Origin of the sequence: Flavobacterium agri, from assembly GCF_013401995.1 — a bacterium.
GTDB lineage: Bacteria > Bacteroidota > Bacteroidia > Flavobacteriales > Flavobacteriaceae > Flavobacterium > Flavobacterium agri.
Genome location: NZ_JACBJI010000005.1, coordinates 91,461 through 111,227, shown reverse-complemented (window position 1 = coordinate 111,227; position 19,767 = coordinate 91,461). Strand labels below are relative to the sequence as shown.

General features: G+C 48.3%; 17 protein-coding genes and 1 tRNA gene. 1 reads left to right on the top strand and 17 read right to left on the bottom strand.

Going from position 1 to position 19,767, the window contains the following annotated elements:
• The first annotated feature begins 328 nt into the window (after positions 1-328).
• Entirely contained in the window at positions 329-997 is a 669-nt protein-coding gene (gene rpe / locus HZF10_RS12570) for a ribulose-phosphate 3-epimerase (RefSeq protein ID WP_176006571.1), read from the top strand.
• Here rpe and HZF10_RS12565 read toward each other — a convergent pair.
• From HZF10_RS12565 to HZF10_RS12485, 17 genes are all read right to left on the bottom strand, one after another.
• Entirely contained in the window at positions 994-1,836 is an 843-nt protein-coding gene (locus tag HZF10_RS12565) for a zinc-dependent peptidase (protein ID WP_176006570.1), read from the bottom strand. The genes rpe and HZF10_RS12565 overlap by 4 nt on opposite strands.
• A gap of 48 nt (positions 1,837-1,884) precedes the next feature.
• Positions 1,885-2,559: an NAD-dependent epimerase/dehydratase family protein gene (locus HZF10_RS12560; protein ID WP_176006569.1), complete on the bottom strand. Its 675-nt coding sequence runs from the start codon at positions 2,557-2,559 to the stop codon at positions 1,885-1,887.
• Between the two features lie 93 nt (positions 2,560-2,652).
• Positions 2,653-3,549 carry an SDR family oxidoreductase gene (locus HZF10_RS12555; RefSeq protein ID WP_176006568.1) on the bottom strand — a complete coding sequence of 299 codons (897 nt, stop codon included), beginning with the start codon at positions 3,547-3,549 and terminating at the stop codon, positions 2,653-2,655.
• Between the two features lie 63 nt (positions 3,550-3,612).
• Positions 3,613-4,194: a Crp/Fnr family transcriptional regulator gene (locus tag HZF10_RS12550; protein WP_176006567.1), complete on the bottom strand. Its 582-nt coding sequence runs from the start codon at positions 4,192-4,194 to the stop codon at positions 3,613-3,615.
• A gap of 333 nt (positions 4,195-4,527) precedes the next feature.
• Positions 4,528-4,599, bottom strand: a tRNA-Arg gene (locus tag HZF10_RS12545).
• A 6-nt stretch (positions 4,600-4,605) separates the two neighbouring features.
• Positions 4,606-5,055, bottom strand: a complete 450-nt coding sequence (locus HZF10_RS12540) for a GatB/YqeY domain-containing protein (protein WP_176006566.1) — start codon at positions 5,053-5,055, stop codon at positions 4,606-4,608.
• Positions 5,056-5,143: 88 nt separating this feature from the next.
• Entirely contained in the window at positions 5,144-7,120 is a 1,977-nt protein-coding gene (ftsZ, locus tag HZF10_RS12535; RefSeq protein WP_176006565.1) for a cell division protein FtsZ, read from the bottom strand.
• A 54-nt stretch (positions 7,121-7,174) separates the two neighbouring features.
• The gene (gene ftsA, locus HZF10_RS12530) at positions 7,175-8,620 is read right to left on the bottom strand and encodes a cell division protein FtsA (protein ID WP_176006564.1); all 1,446 of its coding nucleotides are present in this window, start codon (positions 8,618-8,620) and stop codon (positions 7,175-7,177) included.
• Positions 8,621-8,627: 7 nt separating this feature from the next.
• On the bottom strand, positions 8,628-9,347 hold the full coding sequence (locus HZF10_RS12525) for a cell division protein FtsQ/DivIB (RefSeq protein WP_176006563.1): 720 nt from the start codon (positions 9,345-9,347) through the stop codon (positions 8,628-8,630).
• Entirely contained in the window at positions 9,344-10,684 is a 1,341-nt protein-coding gene (gene murC, locus HZF10_RS12520; protein ID WP_176006562.1) for a UDP-N-acetylmuramate--L-alanine ligase, read from the bottom strand. The genes HZF10_RS12525 and murC overlap by 4 nt, the downstream gene beginning before the upstream one ends.
• Before the next feature lie 99 nt (positions 10,685-10,783).
• A complete protein-coding gene (gene murG / locus HZF10_RS12515; RefSeq protein WP_176006561.1) occupies positions 10,784-11,878 on the bottom strand; it encodes an undecaprenyldiphospho-muramoylpentapeptide beta-N-acetylglucosaminyltransferase in 1,095 nt (364 codons plus the stop codon).
• A 118-nt stretch (positions 11,879-11,996) separates the two neighbouring features.
• Positions 11,997-13,340, bottom strand: a complete 1,344-nt coding sequence (locus HZF10_RS12510) for an FtsW/RodA/SpoVE family cell cycle protein (protein WP_176006560.1) — start codon at positions 13,338-13,340, stop codon at positions 11,997-11,999.
• Positions 13,341-13,386: 46 nt separating this feature from the next.
• On the bottom strand, positions 13,387-14,721 hold the full coding sequence (gene murD / locus HZF10_RS12505) for a UDP-N-acetylmuramoyl-L-alanine--D-glutamate ligase (protein WP_176006559.1): 1,335 nt from the start codon (positions 14,719-14,721) through the stop codon (positions 13,387-13,389).
• A gap of 1 nt (position 14,722) precedes the next feature.
• Entirely contained in the window at positions 14,723-15,958 is a 1,236-nt protein-coding gene (gene mraY, locus HZF10_RS12500; RefSeq protein ID WP_176006558.1) for a phospho-N-acetylmuramoyl-pentapeptide-transferase, read from the bottom strand.
• A gap of 3 nt (positions 15,959-15,961) precedes the next feature.
• Positions 15,962-17,425, bottom strand: coding sequence for a UDP-N-acetylmuramoyl-L-alanyl-D-glutamate--2,6-diaminopimelate ligase (locus HZF10_RS12495; RefSeq protein WP_176006557.1), 1,464 nt, complete (start codon positions 17,423-17,425; stop codon positions 15,962-15,964).
• Entirely contained in the window at positions 17,422-19,434 is a 2,013-nt protein-coding gene (locus HZF10_RS12490; RefSeq protein ID WP_176006556.1) for a PASTA domain-containing penicillin-binding protein, read from the bottom strand. The genes HZF10_RS12495 and HZF10_RS12490 overlap by 4 nt, the downstream gene beginning before the upstream one ends.
• Positions 19,425-19,766 (bottom strand): FtsL-like putative cell division protein, encoded by a 342-nt coding sequence (locus tag HZF10_RS12485; protein ID WP_176006555.1) that lies wholly within the window; start codon positions 19,764-19,766, stop codon positions 19,425-19,427. The genes HZF10_RS12490 and HZF10_RS12485 overlap by 10 nt, the downstream gene beginning before the upstream one ends.
• Between the last annotated feature and the right edge of the window lies 1 nt (position 19,767).

Sequence of the window (19,767 nt, the reverse complement as noted above, 5' to 3'; positions counted from 1 at the left end):
AAGGAGGAATCTCATCCAAAATCTCTTAAACGAAAAGCGCTTTCCAAAACCACAAAACCTTCTTTCGGAGACACATTTTCCAAAGCGCAGCGGAGGAAAATGTCAATAAACACTTCCGTTTAGTCACGCCGTTAATTGCACAGGCGGGCACCTGACCGATGAAGGTTTGGAAAAAATGAAGCGCTGTTTGAGCGCAGCGAGTTCGTTTCATTTCCAAACCGAGGCGTTGTCAGGTCGCGGCTGCAATTTGGCGCTACGCATTTTTGCTTCTTTTTCTGCGAGGAAAAAGAAGAAGAAAACTACCTTTGTCCAGTCATAACTACACCACATGAAAAACACCCTCATAGCACCATCTGTACTAGCTGCCGACTTCGCCAATCTTCAACGTGAAATCGAAATGATCAACGCTTCCCAAGCGGATTGGTTCCACATCGACATCATGGACGGCGTTTTCGTACCGAACATCTCATTCGGCATGCCCGTACTCGAAGCCATCGCCAAACATGCCAAGAAACCTCTGGACGTGCATTTGATGATCGTCGATCCAGACCGTTACATCAAGACTTTCGCAGACCTGGGCGCGAACAACCTGACCGTCCATTACGAAGCCTGCACGCACTTGCATCGCACGCTCCAAGCGATAAAGGCCGAAGGTATGAAAGCCGGCGTCGCATTGAATCCGCATACGAGCGTAAGTGTTTTGGAGGACGTCATCCAAGACATTGATTTGGTTTGCCTGATGAGTGTAAATCCGGGGTTTGGCGGCCAATCGTTCATTGAACACACCTACAAGAAAATCCGTCAGCTTAAAGAAATGATCGTCAAGACCGGAGCTTCCACTTTGATCGAAATCGACGGTGGCGTGAACAGCAAAAACGCGACTCCTCTCGTAGAGGCCGGTGCCGATGTACTTGTCGCCGGAAACTTCGTGTTCAGAGCCGAAAACCCTACGCAAACCATCATCGACCTCAAGCAAATCGTCGCGACCGTAGCCTAATGTCGGTGATTCAGCATTTTAGAAACATGTGAATACAGTACCGGGAAGTTCGATTTGAATTCGTAAGGCGTCTCAAAATAATTTTCAAGGATGACCGCCAGGAATTCGAATTGGTTCGTGTACGCATAGTCCCTGAAATAACCCGAATCCAATAATTTTTGGCGATTTGGTGGATGGGCGATCTCCTCCAAAATCCTGTCGTAGGTTTCCATAAAGATTACGGCACTCACATCGTTGCCCATTTTGCCGTGATGATGAAGGATGTGCCCGAATTCATGAATGCCGAGATTCAGGTTGTCATTCGCGATGTCGTTGCCCGCGACAAAGTCTTCCCATGAAAACACCACGGCTTTCATATAGGGGTTGAACTCGCCCTTGTGATACTGATCGGTAATCGACGACAGATACACTTTGGGATAAATGACGATACGCTCGAAAATTGGGGTAAGGTAATTGCGCATCCCGAACGACATCATGACATACACACTTGCAATCCTAACTTTTACTTCTTCGGTAACCTCGAAATCTTCCCGGCCCGAAAATTCGTATTTCTCAAGAAAACGATGGATGCGATGTTCGAAAAAAGCTTTGTGCCTGTCCGACAATTTCACGTAAAAAGGCGAATATTGCCTGAGTCTAAACTGGATTTCAGGCGATATTTTCTTGCGCAAAGGATAAAAATGCACGTAAAACGGTCGTTTGAATGTCTTGGCGAATACGAATTCTGCCTGCAAATAAACGATGCCGAAGAAAAATGAAAAAGCCACGAGTATAAAAAAGGCGGCAAGCACAGTGACCGCGACCATTTCGGCAATCGGCATCTTATCGAATTCATCCATGCCGCAAATATAGAAATCGGGCGCTTTAAAATTGATGCGAACAGGATTTTACGACGGCTGTTGATGCGAATATCCCGAAGCAAGATATCGAATGTCCGAAATCTCCAAAACATGCTTGGTATGGCCCAAAACGACAGCATTGATCATCGCCTTGCCGACTTCCGAAATATTCAGCACGCTTTTAGGAGCGACCAACCGAATGGACTTTGCAATCCATTTATAAAGCGTTTTCCAGTTCTTTTGACTTTGGGTTGGATACATAACTCCGGGACGAAAATTGTAAACGGCTTTAAAACCTAATCGCATCAGGTCGTTTTCGGTTTTGCCCTTCACGCGCGCCCACATGACACGCCCGTTTTCGGTACTGTCCGTGTGGCTGCCCGAAACATATGTAAAAACCATATTGGGATTTATGCGGACAAGGGTTTTGGCGAACGATAGCGTCATATCGTACGTAATCTGGGTATATTTTTCCTCGTTCATCCCAACCGAGCTTACACCTGCACAAAAGAAACAAGTGTCAAATCCTTCCAGTTCCGCTTTGCGATCCTGCAATTTGGAAAAATCGGGAACGAGAAGTTGTTTGAGTTTCGGATGCTCCAAATCGTATGGTTTGCGATTGACAATCAAAACCTCGTTCACATTTTCGTTTTGGAGACATTCGAGCAATACGCCTTCGCCGACCATTCCGGTCGCGCCTGTAATAATGACTTTCAATCGCATAAGATATCGTTTAATTAAAGATATCTATTTCTGGACTTTTTTTCAAGCAAAAATCCCGATGCTACAAACAAATCGGGGTTTTAAAATGATGATTCAGAGTTGCTCGAAATAAGCGCCGGAATCAAGATTTTTGAGTAATCCCATATGTTTTGGATGCCATCCCAATACATTTTTTGTCGACTCACTCGATGCCGGACAATCGAAAGAAGCGAAATGCAAAAACCACCCGAAATGTGCTTCCGCTCCCAATTTATCTTTGCCGATTGTTGGAACACCCAGCCCTTTTCCGATTGCGGTCGCGATTTCGCGAAAAGGCACGCCTTGTTCCGCTATCGCATGAAATACTTTTTGTTCAGGTTGTTGCTCGATGATCAAACGGTATAAAGTTGCTGCGTCCAAGCGATGTACGGCCGGCCATCTATTGTCGCCTTGACCGATATATACCGATTCGCTGTTTTCTTTAGCCATCGCGATCACCATAGGCACAAAACCGTGGTCATCTTGACCGTGAACCGTTGGAGGAAGCCGTACGATATAGGTATTCACACCTTTTTTGGCTACGGCATTTGCAGCTTCTTCGGATGCGGCGCGAGGGGCGACGTCGGAATTTGGAGGCACATCGCTTTCGGTGACCAATCGCCCGTAATTGAGCAATCCGATTCCAGATGTGATGACCAATGGGCGATCTGAACCGATCAACGCTTCTCCCAAAGCCGTGATGACACGTCTGTCGTCTTCGCAATTTTGTTTGAACGTACTAAAATCGTGATTAAAGGCCGTATGGATAACGGCATCACAACCCGAAACCCCTTTTTTCAAGCTCTCCGTATCGTCGAGGTTACCGAAATATACATCGGCACCAACCTGTTTCAATGCTTTAGCCGATTCGTTCGAACGCGCCAGACCAATGACCTGGTGACCGGCATCCAAAAGTTCTTTTGCGATTGCGGAACCCACGAATCCCGAAGCTCCAGTAACAAATACACGCATGATAATGATTTTTAATGGACCAAAATTCACGAATCGTCCATACAAAAACGTGGTCATTTGACCCTATTTTGATTGTCTATGCAACTGGGCTTTTCGAATTCTGGTAAGCGTTTTGAGCGAAATGCCTAAAAATGACGCAATCATGCGAAGCGGCAGTCTCGAAAGTAAATCGCCCGACGTATGTACGAAGTTCTCATATTTCTGTTCGGGAGTCTCACCCAACGCCGTGAGCAAACGGTGACGACTGTTGTAGATGTTACGCGAGATAAGTTGCTGGGACAGGCTTTGAAGCTCGGGGAGTTCAGATCTCAAACGTTCAAAATCATTCCTTTCCCAAATCAAGACATCTGTTTTCTCTATTGCCGATATATTGTAAAGTGCCGGAATTTGCCTGTCATAGCTTTCTACATCTAGTGTCCAGGTGTTTTCGGGTGAAAATTGAAGGATGTGTTCGTTACCGTCGGTTGTCAATCCAAACGTGCGCAACAGCCCTTTTTCAACGAAAACCTTATGACGGCACACTTCGCCCTGCCGCAACACAAATTCACCTTTTTTAAAGGCTTCCGGATTCGCAGAAGAAACTAAGGAATCGATGGAATGGGCCGATAGATTATGGGATTGAAGGTAGTTTATGAAGGATTCCATAGGTTGAAGATACGGAATTTGGAGTTTTTAGGAGTCGGATATTATTACCTTAAATTGAACTTGGAAATTCGCTCCGAACGAGTATCCGGATCATGAATGAGAGGACTACGCTGCACGCGGCCCTCGAAGGCTCCGCCTTCAAAGTAAAAAAAGTAAGGCAGAAAATGCTCAAGTGGGACTTGGCGATTCGCTTGAAAGATTCATCGGAATCACAAATGAGAGGACTGCGCTACGCGCGGTCCTCGAAGGCTCCGCCTTCAAAGTAAAAAGAGTAAGGCAGAAAATGCTCAAGTGAAACTTGGCTTCTTCTGCCTTACTCTTTTTACTCATTCGTGATCCCGAGAGGACTCGAACCTCCATCATCAGAACCGGAATCTGACATTCTATCCGTTGAACTACGGGACCGGATTATTATGCCAAAAGCCGCTTCACGACAGCAGAGATGGTCTTTCCGTCGGCCTGGCCCGCCATCTTTTGCGAAGCCAATCCCATGACTTTACCCATATTGGCCATTCCGCCAAGGTTGTTTTCTGAAATGATCTTTTCGACGATGACCTCAATTTCGGACTCGGACAATTGGGCCGGAAGAAATTTCTCGATTACAGCCGCCTGATCGATTTCGGGCTGGGCCAAATCGGCACGTCCTTGTTCTGTGTAAATTGCCGCGCTGTCTTTGCGCTGTTTCACCAAACGCTGAAGGATTTTGATTTCCTCATCCTCGCTTAATTCTTCCTTTGCACCGCTTTCGGTCTGGGCCAAAAGAATAGCCGATTTCACCGCGCGAAGCGATTCCAAAGCCACGGTATCTTTAGCTCTCATGGCATTCTTTATTTCCTCGGTAATCTTGGCTTGTAGGCTCATGACGTTGATTTTTTAGTGGTGCGAAGTTAAAAAAATAACCCGAAAACTCGTTTGAATTTTCGGGCTAAAAAAGAAAAAATGGTTTAGGTTAGTCTACATTGTCATGTAGAAAGGAATTGTTCGAACGCAACTGCAAATCATCGTTGCTGTCCGTTCCGAGCGACATGCGCGAATTGGCATTGTTGATCGGATTTGAGCTTATGTCGATACCTGAACGCTTATACGCAGGCTCTTTTTCGAATTCATCGATACGCGCGTTGTGGAACTTGTAGTTGAACTCTTTCAACTTTCTCCTTCTTTCGTCGGCACGATGCTTCAAAGTCTCTTCGATAGACATTTCGAGAGGCGAAACTTCTTCGTAAGCCGAAGAGAAATTCGACGTCGGGATATTCGTCTCGACTTGCTTCATCTGGATATCGAGTTCCGGCTCAGCTGGCACTACTGGTGCATTGGCTGCAGGTTTCGAATCCATGAGGCTTTTCTCGACTTCCATGTACTCCTCGAGCGAATATTTTACGATTCCCGTCTCGTTAAGTTCGGTCATCGGAACTACCTGAACCGGATCGTTCACTTTGATATCGCGTGTTTCCTGGGTCAGTTCGAACAAGATTTTATCTTCGTTTACCACCGGAGTCGACGCAATCGGAAGGTCGAAACTGAAAGCCGCCTGTTCTTCTTTCTGTACGAAAACCGGTTCCTGGACTTTAATTTCCTTTACCTCCGGAGTCGTCATGAAGAAATCGAAATCCTGTACGGCCGAAACCACTTCGAACGTCACGTCGAGGTTTTTGATGAATTCCGATGTCGGGACCAAATCCATTTCGAACGTAGGTCTTGACGGAACAACCGACTCTGCTTGAGCAACTGGTGCCGCAACGATTTCGGGCTCTTCTTCGGTCAACTCAAAAACAACTTTCTCTACGATATCTTCGACTGAATTTTGAGGAGCGCTTTCCTCAACTTTCAAAAAATCAACCGATGGCAGGACATTTCCTTTAGACAGGTTGTGCTCCATTTTCTGCTCGCCGTCCAAAGAATGTATGATGCGTTTCGGTTCCGTATTGACGATTTGCGTCTGTTGATCCATGTTGAATCCGGTCGCGATGATGGTCACGGCGATAGATTCGCCAAGCGTTTCGTCTTCGCCCACACCCATGATGATGTTGGCGTTGAATCCGGCTTCCGATTGGATATAGTCGTTGATTTCACCGATTTCGTCAATCGTGATCTCGCTTGTTCCCGATACGATCAAAAGCAATACGTTTTTCGCGCCTGCGATTTTGTTGTCGTTCAAAAGCGGGGAATCCAAAGCGGCAACGATTCCTTCTTTTGCGCGGTTTTCACCCATTGCGACAGCCGATCCCATTATGGCGGTTCCGGAGTTCGACAATACGGTTTTCGCATCCTTCAAGTCGATGTTTTGCGTGTAGTGGTGCGTGATGACCTCGGCGATTCCGCGTGATGCGGTTGCCAAGACTTCATCGGCTTTCGAGAACCCGGCTTTGAATCCGAGGTTTCCGTAAACTTCGCGCAATTTGTTGTTGTTGATCACGATGAGTGAATCGACTTGTTTGCGCAAACGCTCCACGCCTTGCATCGCCTGCTCCGAACGCACTTTCCCTTCGAACTGGAACGGAATGGTCACGATGCCGACGGTAAGGATATCTTTTTCCTTGGCCAATTGAGCGATTACAGGAGCTGCACCGGTTCCCGTTCCTCCGCCCATACCGGCCGTGATGAACACCATTTTGGTATTGCTGTCGAGCACTTTCTCGATCTCGGCTACCGATTCGATGGCCGACTGCTGCCCGACTTCAGGATTCGCACCCGCTCCAAGACCTTCGGTAAGATTGACTCCCAATTGGATCTTGTTCGGCACGGAACTGTTTTGCAACGCTTGTGAATCGGTATTACAGACTACGAAGTCGACACCTTTGATCCCTTGCTTAAACATGTGGTTGATGGCATTGCTTCCGCCGCCTCCAACACCTATTACCTTAATGACGTTCGACTGATTTTTTGGTAAGTCGAACGAGATGCTTCCGAATTCTGAGTTGCCTGTCATACTATCTGGTATTAAATTCTTGCTTTGCTTTTGTTTTGTTTTTGGCGCCTTTTCTTATTCGGCATTGTCAAGGAATTCCTTGATTTTCTCTACATATTTGTCGAAAAACGAACGACGGATCTTGCCTTCTGTCGTTTGCGGTTCTCTTTTTGATTCCACCTCGACCATTTCAACCCTCTCGAGGATTTTTTCCTCTTTTACAGGCTCAGGCTGCGTGAACACGGGCTGTTGCTGCTCGATCGGCTGTTGGTACTGGAACGGATTCTGGTGCTGCACCGGCTGTTGTCTGAAAACCGGTTGGGCAATCGTCTCGACATGAACCCTCACGGCGCTTTGCGTCCTGTTGTTCACGCTGTTCATGACCAACCCAACGGCGGTTGCGTACATCGGAGACGAAATGTCTTCGCTCGAATTTCCGGCCAAATGCTCGTTCGGATAGCCGATACGCGTGTCCATTCCCGTAATGTATTCCACCAACTGCTTGATGTGCTTCAATTGGGATCCGCCTCCGGTCAATACGATTCCGGCTATCAATTTCTTGCGCGGATCTTCATGTCCGTAAGCCTTGATTTCGGCAAAAACCTGCTCGATGATTTCCACAACTCTCGCGTGGATGATTTTCGACAAGTTCTTGAGCGAAATCTCTTTCGGTTCACGGCCGCGAAGACCAGGGATCGACACGATCTCGTTGTCTTTGTTCTCGCCCGGCCAAGCCGATCCGAACTTCACTTTCAAAAGCTCGGCTTGCTTTTCGATGATCGAGCATCCTTCCTTGATGTCTTCGGTAATCACATTTCCCCCAAATGGAATGACTGCCGTGTGACGGATGATACCATCCTTGAAAATCGCCAAATCGGTAGTTCCGCCACCGATATCGATAAGCGCAACTCCGGCTTCTTTTTCTTCCTGGCTCAACACCGCGTCAGACGAGGCAAGCGGCTCAAGCGTCAAGCCCGAAAGCTCGATTCCTGAACTCTGTACGCATCGTCCAACGTTTCTGATGGAAGAAGCCTGACCGACCACGACGTGGAAACTCGATTCGAGCCTTCCGCCGTACATGCCGATCGGTTCTTTGATTTCGTTTTGGCCGTCGATCTTGAATTCCTGCGGCAACACGTGGATGATTTCCTCACCCGGAAGCATCGCCAGTTTGTTCACCTGATCGATGAGCAATTGTATGTCTTTGTCGCCGATCACTTCGTCAGGATTGTTCCTCGACACGTAATCGGTGTGCTGGATGCTGCGGATGTGTTGACCCGCAATCCCAACGACGACGTCTTTGATTTTGTAACCCGAATTCGCCTCGGCTTCCATCACGGCTTGCTGGATCGACTGGATCGTCTGGGTGATGTTGTTCACCACGCCGCGCGCCACTCCAAGGCTTTTGGACTTTCCCATGCCTAGGATTTCGAGTTTGCCATATTCGTTTTTCTTTCCGATCATGGCTACGATCTTCGTCGTCCCGATATCCAAACCTACTGCAATGTTCTCTTTTTCCATATCCGAATTATTTTGAGCAAACGACCTGTTGCGTAAATATCAGGTTGATCCTCTTATAGTTGTTAATCGTACTATCCAGCGCGGCTTTCTGAAAGAACGCCTTGTAATTCTTAAACTTCCTGTCGATGTGTATCGGTCTTCCGAAATCGATTTCATACGCGTAATTCCTGTTCTTCATCACCAAAGCGCCGTTTGGCAACATCTTGATCCCGATGATGTTCTTCTTCAAGAAGTCGTCGTCGTGGATCGATCGGAATACTTTTATGAGTTCCGGATTGTTCGCATCCATCGTGCCCGAAACCAGCGGCACCCTTGCAGTGTAGAGCGTCGATAGCGGCATCTTTTTCCCTTGGTAATCAATATAGAAAGAACCGGATCCGTCGAACACCCGTACAACAGGAGTTTTCTGTTTTACTTTGGCTTTGAGCACGCCGTCCACGCTAACGTAAACCTGTGATTTTTCAACCATTTCGTGAGCATTCACGGCATTTTCCAACTTGTTCAAATCTAAATTTTCTTTCGCAACGGTTTCGGAAGCCCTATTTTTTTCTATTAACAATTTATTAACCGCTTCGGGCGTCAAAAACAGGTTTTCGGTCTGTTCGAAAGCGACTTCCGATTTCTTCAAAGCCCGATGTTCATTGCGATTCGCGCTGAAGGCGAACAAAAAACCTACCACGATGAAAATCAACACCAAACGAATATTTTCCCAGTTGAATCTTTTCATGACAATGCCTTTTTTATTTCTGGAACGAGTTCGCCAATGTCGCCTGCCCCGATGGTCACGACAACGTCGGCATTCGCATCCATAATCTCGTGTATCAGATCGGTTTTCAACACCAATTTCTTGTTCGGATTTTCGATTTTCGAAAGTAGCCATTCGCTCGTGACGCCTTCCATCGGAAGTTCACGCGCCGGATAAATGTCGAGCAGCAAAACCTGGTCGAAATTCGACAGGCTTTTCGCAAAATCGTCGGCAAAATCTTTGGTGCGGCTGAACAGATGCGGCTGGAAAATCGCAACGACTTTCTTTCCGGCATACAACTCGCGAACCGCTTGATGGACGGCATTGATTTCGGTCGGATGATGTGCGTAATCATCGATATAAACGCGGTTTGTAGTCTTTATCTGATACGAAAACCTGCGTTTGATGCCTTTGAACGAAATAAGCGCCTTGCGGATGTTGTCGGCCGAAACCCCGAACGTACGCGCCATCGCCAAGGCCATGAGCGCATTGCTCAGGTTGTGCCAGCCCGGAAGCGCAAAACGCAGATCCGGGATGATCTCGTTGGGCGTCTGCACGTCGAACAGATATTCCCCGTTGTCGATACGGATATTGAACGCTTTGAAATCGGCGTCTTTATTGACCGCGACGGTCATTCCTTCCAGCGACAGACCTTGGGCGACGAAAATCATGCCTTTGTCGTCTACTTTATCGGCGAATTCACGGAAAGAAGTTTCGATCGAGGCGCTGTCTCCGTAAATATCCAAATGGTCGGCATCCATACTTGTCACGCAAGCGATATTCGGGTGCAGGTGCAAAAACGAACGGTCGAATTCGTCGGCTTCGACAACCGTGACTTTGGTTCCGTTTCCGATCAGGTTTGAATCGTAATTTTCGACGATTCCGCCCAAAAACGCCGTCATGTCGACTCCGCTTTCGAACAGGACATGTCCGAGAATACTTGACGTCGTCGTTTTTCCGTGCGTCCCTGCGACGGCGAAACAGAACGTGTCCTTGGTGATGATGCCCAAAACTTCGGCACGCTTTTTCACGGTGTAGCCGTGGTCGAGAAAGTAATTCCACTCGGAATGCGATTTCGGTACGGCCGGCGTGATGACGACCAATGTGTTTTCTTTCGTGAAATCTTTGGGGATGAAATTCACGTCATCCTGAAAATGAACCGCAATACCTTTGCTTTCGAGAACGCTTGTCAATTCGGTCGGGGTTTTGTCGTAACCGACGACGTTCTTGCCCGCGTATTTGAAATACCTAGCAAGCGCGCTCATACCGATGCCGCCGATGCCGATGAAATAGACGTTATGTATTTGGTTCAGGTTCATTGTTTTTGCCCCAAGGCTTTTTTGCCACGAATGGCACTAATTCACTACTATTTAATGCCGCGATCACGAATTCATTTGTGACATTCGTGCGATTCGTGGCTACTTTTCAATCAACTTTACAATTTCTTCGACAATATCTTTCGTCGCATTTTCTTTAGCCAACTTTCCGATATTGTCTCCGAGTTTCTGCTGCAGGTTTTCATCTTTGAGCAAATTGTTGAACGTATTCTCGAATTGCGTATCGAGCTCGACTTCCTTGAGCAGAATCGCACCTTCCTTGTCGACGATGGCTTTCGCGTTTTTCGTCTGATGGTCTTCGGCCACATTGGGCGACGGAATGAAAATCACGGGTTTCCCGACGAGGCACAATTCCGAAACCGAAGACGCTCCGGCTCTCGAGATCACGATGTCCGCGGCGGCGTAAACCAAATCCATGCGATCGATGAACGAAAGCACTTGCACGCCCGGCTTTTCATCGTAATGCTTGTATTCTTCGTAGTACAACTTCCCGCATTGCCAGATCACCTGTACGTTTTGGGCCGCGAAATTCACGAGCTCTTTTGCGATCAATTGGTTGATGCGGCGCGCTCCGAGGCTTCCGCCCAAAATGAGCACGGTTTTCTTTTCGGCATCGAGCTTGAAATACTCACGCGCTTCTTTCTTTTTGCCTTTAAGGTCGATCAGGTCCTGACGCACCGGATTTCCCGTAAGCACGATTTTATCGGCCGGAAAAAACCGCTCCAGGCCTTCATACGCCGTACAAATTTTCGCCGCTTTGCGCGACAGCATCTTGTTGGTGATTCCCGGATACGAATTCTGTTCCTGCACCAAAGTCGGAATGCCGACCAAACCTGCAACCTGCAACAGCGGACCGCTTGCGAAACCGCCAGTACCGATTGCGACATCGGGTTTGAATTCGCGGATGATCGAACGTGCTCTTAACAAACTCGAAATCAATTTGACCGGAAACATCGTGTTGTCCAAAGTCAATTTGCGTTGCAAGCCAGCAATCCACAAGCCTTTGATTTTGTAACCGGCTTGGGGCACTTTCTGCATTTCCATTTTGTCCTGGGCACCGACGAACAAAAATTCGGCGTTCGGGAAACGAAGCTTCAATTCATTGGCAATCGCGATCGCCGGGTAAATATGACCTCCGGTTCCGCCTCCGCTTAATATGAATCTTGGTGCTTTCAAACTTTTTCTTTTTTGCCTCGGATGGCTATTTTTTTTTGCCACGAATGGCACTAATTTCACTACTATTTTATGCTACAAATCATCACGAAGCCATTTGTGACATTCGTGTCATTCGTGGCTAAACCTTCCCGCGAACGGCATCCATAGGATTCGCAGTCGCATCTTCTATCGAAAAATCGACGCCGCTTTCAACGGCCGATTCGCGTTCCTTCAATATTTTTTCGGCTTCTTCCTCACGAGCGATCTGTTGGTCTATGAGCTTGCGAAGCGCTTCTTCGCGTTTTTCCTTATCGGATATTTCCTGTGCGATCTCTTCTTCTTTTTTGGTCACGCCGATGATGATGCCGAGTGAGACACACGTCATCCAGATCGACGAACCGCCGCTCGAAATCAGCGGAAGCGTTTGTCCCGTCACCGGAAGCAAATTCACGGCGACCGCCATATTGATCATCGCCTGGAACACGATCGGGAATCCGAGGCCGACGACGACGAGTTTGCCGAACATCGAATTGGCTTTGTGCGCAGCGACGATGAATCGGAAAAACAGCAATAGGTACAATACCATGACGCCGATTCCGCCGATCAATCCCCATTCTTCTACGATGATCGCGTAAATGAAATCGGAAGACGATTGCGGAAGGAAGTTTTTCTGTACGCTTTTTCCCGGACCTAATCCGTAAACGCCTCCAGATGCGATGGCCGTTTTCGCCAGATCGGTCTGGTAGTGCTCGTCGGATGTGTCGCGGTCTTCGGTACGCTCTCCGAAACTCGCGATACGGCTTTCCCACGTATGCACGCGGTTAAAGAATTTCGCTTCCGGAAACGCGTGAGCCAATGCCACGAAAATCACCAAAGCCCCGATTCCGGCACCGATGATGAGTCCGATGTAACGCAACGGATATTGTCCGATGAACACAAGCATGATGATCATCGAAAAGATCAACGCCGCGGTCGAGAAGTTCGCGGGCAAAATGAACGCCAAAGTCATGAAAACCGGCGCCCACAATTCCCAAAGCGATTGTTTGAACGTAACCGGCGTCTCGCGTTTCTTCGACAGGTAACGCGCCACGAAAATCATCAAAACCACAGAGGCGAGCGTAGACGTCTGGAACCCGATTCCGATGAATGGAATGGTAATCCAACGCGAGGCATTCGCTCCCGCGATAACCGTTCCTTTGACCAAAGTATAGGCCAGCAATGCCCAGACGATCGGCAACGCGATCATCGAAATCCCTTTGAAATAGTGGTACGGCACTTTATGCACCCAATAAATCATGCAGAATCCGATGAAAATGTGCAGCAAATGCTTCACCAGAAAACTCACCGTATTTCCGGTTCCCTGACCGATATACGCCAAGTTCGAACTCGCGCTGAACACGGGCATGAACGAAAACAGCGCCAGCAAGGCGATGAACGCCCAGATGACTTTGTCTCCTTTTAGGTTGTATAACAGGTCTTTCATTTTGACTCAGAAATGTCTATTATCTATCCGTCTATTATCTATTCTCTTATAAATTGTGGACGGCATTCTTGAACTGCTTGCCGCGATCTTCATAATTCTCGAACAAATCGAAACTCGCGCATGCCGGCGACAGCAACACGGCTTCTCCTTTTTCGGCCAGTTTTTGGGATGTGCGCACGGCGTCGGTCATGTTGTCGACCTCGACCATCACGTCTACCACGTTTCCGAAGGCATCGATAATTTTCTTGTTATCGACGCCCAGGCAAACGATGGCTTTGACTTTTTCGCGAACCAATGGCATAAGTTCCGAATAGTCGTTTCCTTTATCGACACCACCGACAATCCAGACGGTTTGCGTCGTCATCGAATCGAGCGCGTAGAAAGTCGCGTTGACGTTCGTCGCTTTCGAATCGTTTATGTATTGCACGTTCCCGATTTTCAACACCTTTTCCAAACGGTGCTCAACGCCTTGGAAATTGGCCAGACTCTCACGGATCGTGGCTTTGCGGATCTGCATCAGCTTTGCAACCGAAGCCGCCGCCATCGCATTCTTCAAATTGTGCTTGCCTTCAAGAGAAATATCTCCCGTTTCGATGATGAACTCTTCTTCGTTGATGTTGATTTCCATTTTGTTGTCTTTTAAGTAGGCGCCTTTCTTAAGTTTTTGGGTAATCGAGAAAGGGATTAATTGTGCTTTTGTTTTGTTGTTCTTGAGCCAGTTCTGAATCGCTTCGTCGTCGGCGTCGTATATCAGGTAATCGTCCTTGGTCTGGTTCATCGTGATCCGGAACTTGGCATCGATGTACTTTTCGTATTTGTAATCGTATCGGTCCAGATGGTCGGGACTGATGTTGGTGATGATCGCGATGTGGGGCGCATATTTGATGATGCCGTCCAATTGGAAACTCGACAGTTCGAGCACGTAATACTCGTAATTGTCTTCGGCGACCTGCCAGGCGAAACTCTTTCCGATGTTTCCGCCGAGCCCGACGTTCAATCCGCCGCTTTTGAGCAGCCAATGTGTGAGCATCGTCGTGGTCGTCTTGCCGTTGCTTCCTGTGATGCCGATGGTTTTTCCTTTGGCGTACTTGGAAGCGAACTCGATTTCCGAAATCACCGGAATCCCTTTTTTGTGCAGCTTCTTGACGATGTCCGCTTTGTCTGGAATTCCCGGGCTTTTCATCACGATGTCGGCGTTAAGGACCTTTTCTTCGGTGTGTCCGCCGTCCTCGAATTTTATCTGGTTGAGTAAAAGAACTTCTTTGTAATTGTTTTTGATTTTCCCGAAATCGGACAGGAAAACCTCGTAGCCTTGCTTCTTTCCGAGGATCGCGGTTCCGACGCCGCTTTCGCCTCCGCCAAGTATCACCAATCGCTTCATGTTATCTCAATTTGAGCGTTACGATGGCCAAAATGGCGAGCAAGATTCCTGTAATCCAGAAGCGCGTCACGATCTTGCTTTCGTGATAGCCTTTCTTTTGATAATGGTGATGCAGCGGCGACATCAGGAAAATGCGTCGGCCTTCGCCATATCTTTTTTTGGTCCATTTGAAATAGCTTACCTGCAAGACGACCGAGAAATTCTCGACGAGGAAAATCCCGCACAACAACGGAATCATGAGTTCCTTTCTGACGGCAATCGCCAGAACCGCGATGATGCCTCCTATCGTCAAACTTCCGGTATCGCCCATGAACACGGCCGCCGGATACGAATTGTACCACAGGAATCCGATGAGCGCACCTACGAAAGCTGCGATATAGACCGTCATTTCACCCGAATTTGGGATGTACATGATGTTCAGGTAATTCGAGAAAATGATGTTACCCGAAACGAACGTGAAAATCCCGAGTGCCAATACCGAAATTGCCGACGTTCCTGCCGCCAATCCGTCGATTCCGTCGGTGAGGTTCGCACCGTTCGAAACCGCCGTGATGATGAAAATCACGACCGGAATGAAAATCAGCCATGCCCAATCCTGATAACCGTCGCCCATCCAACGAAGCGCTTCGGCATAGTCGAGTTCGTTATTCTTGAAGAACGGAATGGTCGTAGTGGTCGATTTTTCTTCTACCGGCGCCGGATAAATCACGGTTTCGCTCGGATTCTGGCTTGCGAAAATGTTCGTATGCTGCGTATCGGTGCGCACGGTGACTTCGGGGTTGAAATACAGCGTGCATCCGACGATCAATCCCAATCCGACCTGGCCGATGACTTTGAAAATGCCTTTCAATCCGGCTTTGTCTTTCTTAAAGATTTTGATGTAATCGTCGATGAAACCGATCGTTCCCATCCAAAGCGTCGTCACGATCAAAAGAATGATGTAGATGTTGTTCAGTTTCGCCAACAGCAATACCGGAATCAACGTCGAGATGATGATGATCAAACCGCCCATAGTCGGCGTTCCCGCTTTTTGCGTCTGGCCTTCAAGACCGAGTTCGCGCACCGTTTCCCCAACTTGCTGGTTGCGTAGGAAATTGATGATTTTCTTTCCGTAAATCGTCGAAATCAGCAGCGAAAGCAACACTGCAAGCCCCGAACGGAACGTGATGTACTGGAACACGCCCGTTCCCGGGATGTTCATCGTCTTATCTAAGTATTCGAACAAATAGTACAGCATTGCTTATTTATTGAGTTGGTCCAACAGTTCTTTTACGGTCGCCATATCGTCGAAATCGTAGCGCACGCCTTTGATTTCCTGATACGTTTCATGTCCTTTTCCTGCAATCAGGATGATGTCTTTCGGACCGGCCAACTGGCATGCCATCTTGATCGCCTGTTTGCGGTCTACGACGGCTACGGTCTTTTTGTAATTCTGCGGCTGCACGCCTTTTTCCATATCTGAAATGATGTCTTGCGGATCTTCGCTGCGCGGATTGTCGCTAGTCAAGATCACCTTATCGCTCATGTTCGATGCGATGTCGGCCATGATCGGACGTTTCGTTTTGTCGCGATCGCCTCCGCATCCGACAACCGTGATCAACTGTTCGTTTTTGGTGCGGATGTCGTTTATGGTTTTGAGCACATTCTCCAAAGCGTCAGGCGTATGCGCATAATCGACGATTGCCGTGATCTTGCCCTCGGAAACGATGAATTGGAATCGGCCCGAAACGCTTTCCACTTCGCTAAGCAATCGCAAGACTTCGAGTTCTTCCAAGCCCAAATTCACGGCCGTTCCGTAAATCGCAAGCAGATTGTAGGCGTTGAACGTTCCGATGAGACGCACCCAAACTTCCTGTTCGTTGATTTTGAGCAACAATCCAGAAAGTTGGTTTTCTAGAATCTGCGCGCGATAATCGGCGTACGATTTCAAAGCATACGTGAGTTTCTTTGCGATCGTGTTCTGCAACATCACCAAGCCGTTCTTGTCGTCGAGGTTCGTGAGCGCGAACGCATGTCGCGGCAGATGATCGAAAAACGACTTCTTCACGTCGCGGTATTCGGCGAACGTTTCGTGGTAATCCAAGTGATCGTGCGACAGGTTCGTGAACACACCACCCGCGAACTGCAAACCTTCTGTGCGTTTTTGGTGGATGCCGTGAGACGAGACTTCCATAAAACAGAAATCGACGCCCGCATCGACCATTTCACGCAGATGTTTGTTGATCGTAAGCGAATCGGGAGTCGTATGCGTGGCCTTGTATTCGATATCGCCGACGAGGATTTTTACGGTCGAGATCAAACCGGTCTTGTATCCCGCCTTTTTGAAAAGCTGGTATAAAAGCGACGCGATCGTGGTTTTGCCGTTCGTGCCCGTGATTCCGGTAAGTTTGAGGCTTTGCGATGGATTTCCGTAGAAATTCGCAGCCAAAAACGCCAAAGCCTTGTTCGTGTCTTTTACCTGGACATACGTGATTCCGTTTACGATGACATCCGGAAACGTATCGCAAACCACGGCTGTAGCACCTTGGTTGATGGCTTTCTCGATGAAATCATGACCGTTCGAAACCGTTCCGCGGATGGCCACGAACACATCGTCGGCCTCTACTTTGCGCGAATCGAAATCAATGTTGCGCACGGCGATGTCGGTCGAGCCTTTCACCGCTTCGATCGATACCTTGTACAAAAGATCCTTCAATTGCGTCATGATAATTCGAGTATGATTACGTCGTTGTCGCCGAAATGCTGTCCGGGTTGTATCGACTGTTTTTTCACTTTTCCGATGCCGACCACTTTCACTTTCACGCCGAGATTACCAAGAAGCGCAACCGCGTCCATTCCCGACATTCCTTTGACGTTCGGGATGGTTTTTTCCTTGACTTTTTGGGTTTCGGTATAGTAATCGTTGTAATTCTTCTCCTGTACTTTGCTCTTGCGTTCGAGGTTTTTGACTTCGTTCGTAGAAGGTGCGTCGGTGAATATTTTCTGGGCGATGCGCTTGAAAACCGGTCCGGCAACGTCGGCTCCGTAGTAATTGTTGCGCGATGTGTTGGGTTCGTGCACGACGACGATACACGAATATTTCGGGTTGTCCGCCGGGAAATAACCCACGAAAGACGAGATGTAATGCTTTTCGGTCCCGTCCTTTCGGTTGTAGTTCGCCTGTGCCGTTCCCGTTTTTCCGGCCATCGAGAAATTCTTCGAATACAGTTTGTTACCGGTTCCTTTCTTGACGACGTTTTCAAGACAGGCACGTAGTTTCTTTACGGTCTCGTCCGAGCAGATTTTCGGGTTGATGACCTGCTTGTCGTATTTTTTGATGGTTTTGTTCCATTCGCGGATTTCGGAAACGAATTGCGGCTTGACCATTTCTCCGTTGTTGGCGACGGCGTTGTAATACGTCAAGGTTTGCAAAGGCGTGATCGAAACTCCGTATCCGAAAGCCATCCACGGCAGTGAAAGCGCGCTCCAGTTGCGGCCGCCGCGATGCGGAATGAACGGTTCGCCTTCGCCTTCGAACGGCAATCCCAATTTCTTGTTGAGGCCGAAATCGTCAAGGTGATCCACGAACTGCATCGGATTTTCTTTGTACGCATTGTAAACCGCTTGTACCAAAACCGTATTCGACGAAACTTCGAATCCGCGTCCCAAAGAAATCTTGCCGTAACCGCCTTCGTGCGAATCGCGCACATGACGCCCACGGATCGTGAAATCGCCACCGCGGCTGTCGTAGATGTCGCTCGTATCGGCTTTCTTGTCTTCGAAAAGCGCCATCAAATCGGCGAGCTTGTAAGTAGAACCGGGCTCATGCGATTCGGAAACCGCATAATTCACACGCTCGTAATACGTGCTGTCGGTCTTGGAATTGCGCCCGAGGTTCGCGATCGCTTTCACATAACCCGTTTTGGTTTCCATGACCACGACGCAGCCGTGATCGGCATCGTAATCCTTGAGTTGCTTCAAAAGTGCGTGGTGCGCGATGTCCTGGATATACACGTCGATCGTGGAAATGATGTCGTAACCGTCTACCGGATCGACTTCGTTCACGTCGCGGATCGGCTTCCACTGGCCTTTTGCGATTTTTTGTTTGAGGATACGGCCGTCTTTTCCGTTCAGATATTTGCGGTACGCCCACTCGATGCCTTTTCCGTCGGCTTTTCCGTCAGGACGCACGACATCGTAACCGATCGTACGCTTGGCGATGGTTCCTATCGGATGCTCACGAACCGTATATTGTTCGGTGATGATGCCGCCTTTGAACGCGCCTTTATTGAACAAAGGGAACGATTTGATGCGCATGTATTCGGTAAAACTCAAACCTTTCGCAATCAGGCAATAGCGGTTTTTGGTGTTGCGCGCCTTGGTCAGTCCGGCGTAGTAATAGCCTGACGGACGACCCAAAAGCACCGAAAGCGAATCGGACAAAGCCGAAACGTTCTTGCGGAAATCTTCCTGTTTCGGGGCAACGGCGTCGAATCGAATGTCGTAATTCGGGATCGAGGTCGCGAGCAAGCTGCCATCGGCCGAATACACATTGCCTTTGTTGGCCGGAATCACGAAATTCTTGACCGTGCGCTCCTTTGCCAATTTTCGGTAATAGTCGCCTTCCACCCATTGGATGTTGCACAACTTGACCGAAATCGCGATCGCCATGATGAAAACCAGGAACGCGAACAGGTAAATGCGGTACGATATGTTCTTTTCGTCTATTGCCATAATCTCGCGAAGAAGCCTTTTTCTTCGGGTTTTTTGACTTTTATTTTTTGTGGCGGAACCGGTGACGGAACGATGCCTCTCATTAACATTTTTTCGGAAACCGTAGATTCCATTTTAAGCTGCATGAGCTCGGAACGCCTGTCCACGAATTCGGACCGCAATTCTTTGACTTCATTGTTGAGCGCCACGATCTTGAAAACCTTGCGTTCGTAGCTCTGTGTGTTCGCGATCATGATAATCGCCAAACCGATTAGGAATACGATGAAGCGCCAATTCTTGGTCGCGTCTTCGTTGATCAGGAATCTTGCCTTTAATATGCTGTAAACGTTCATG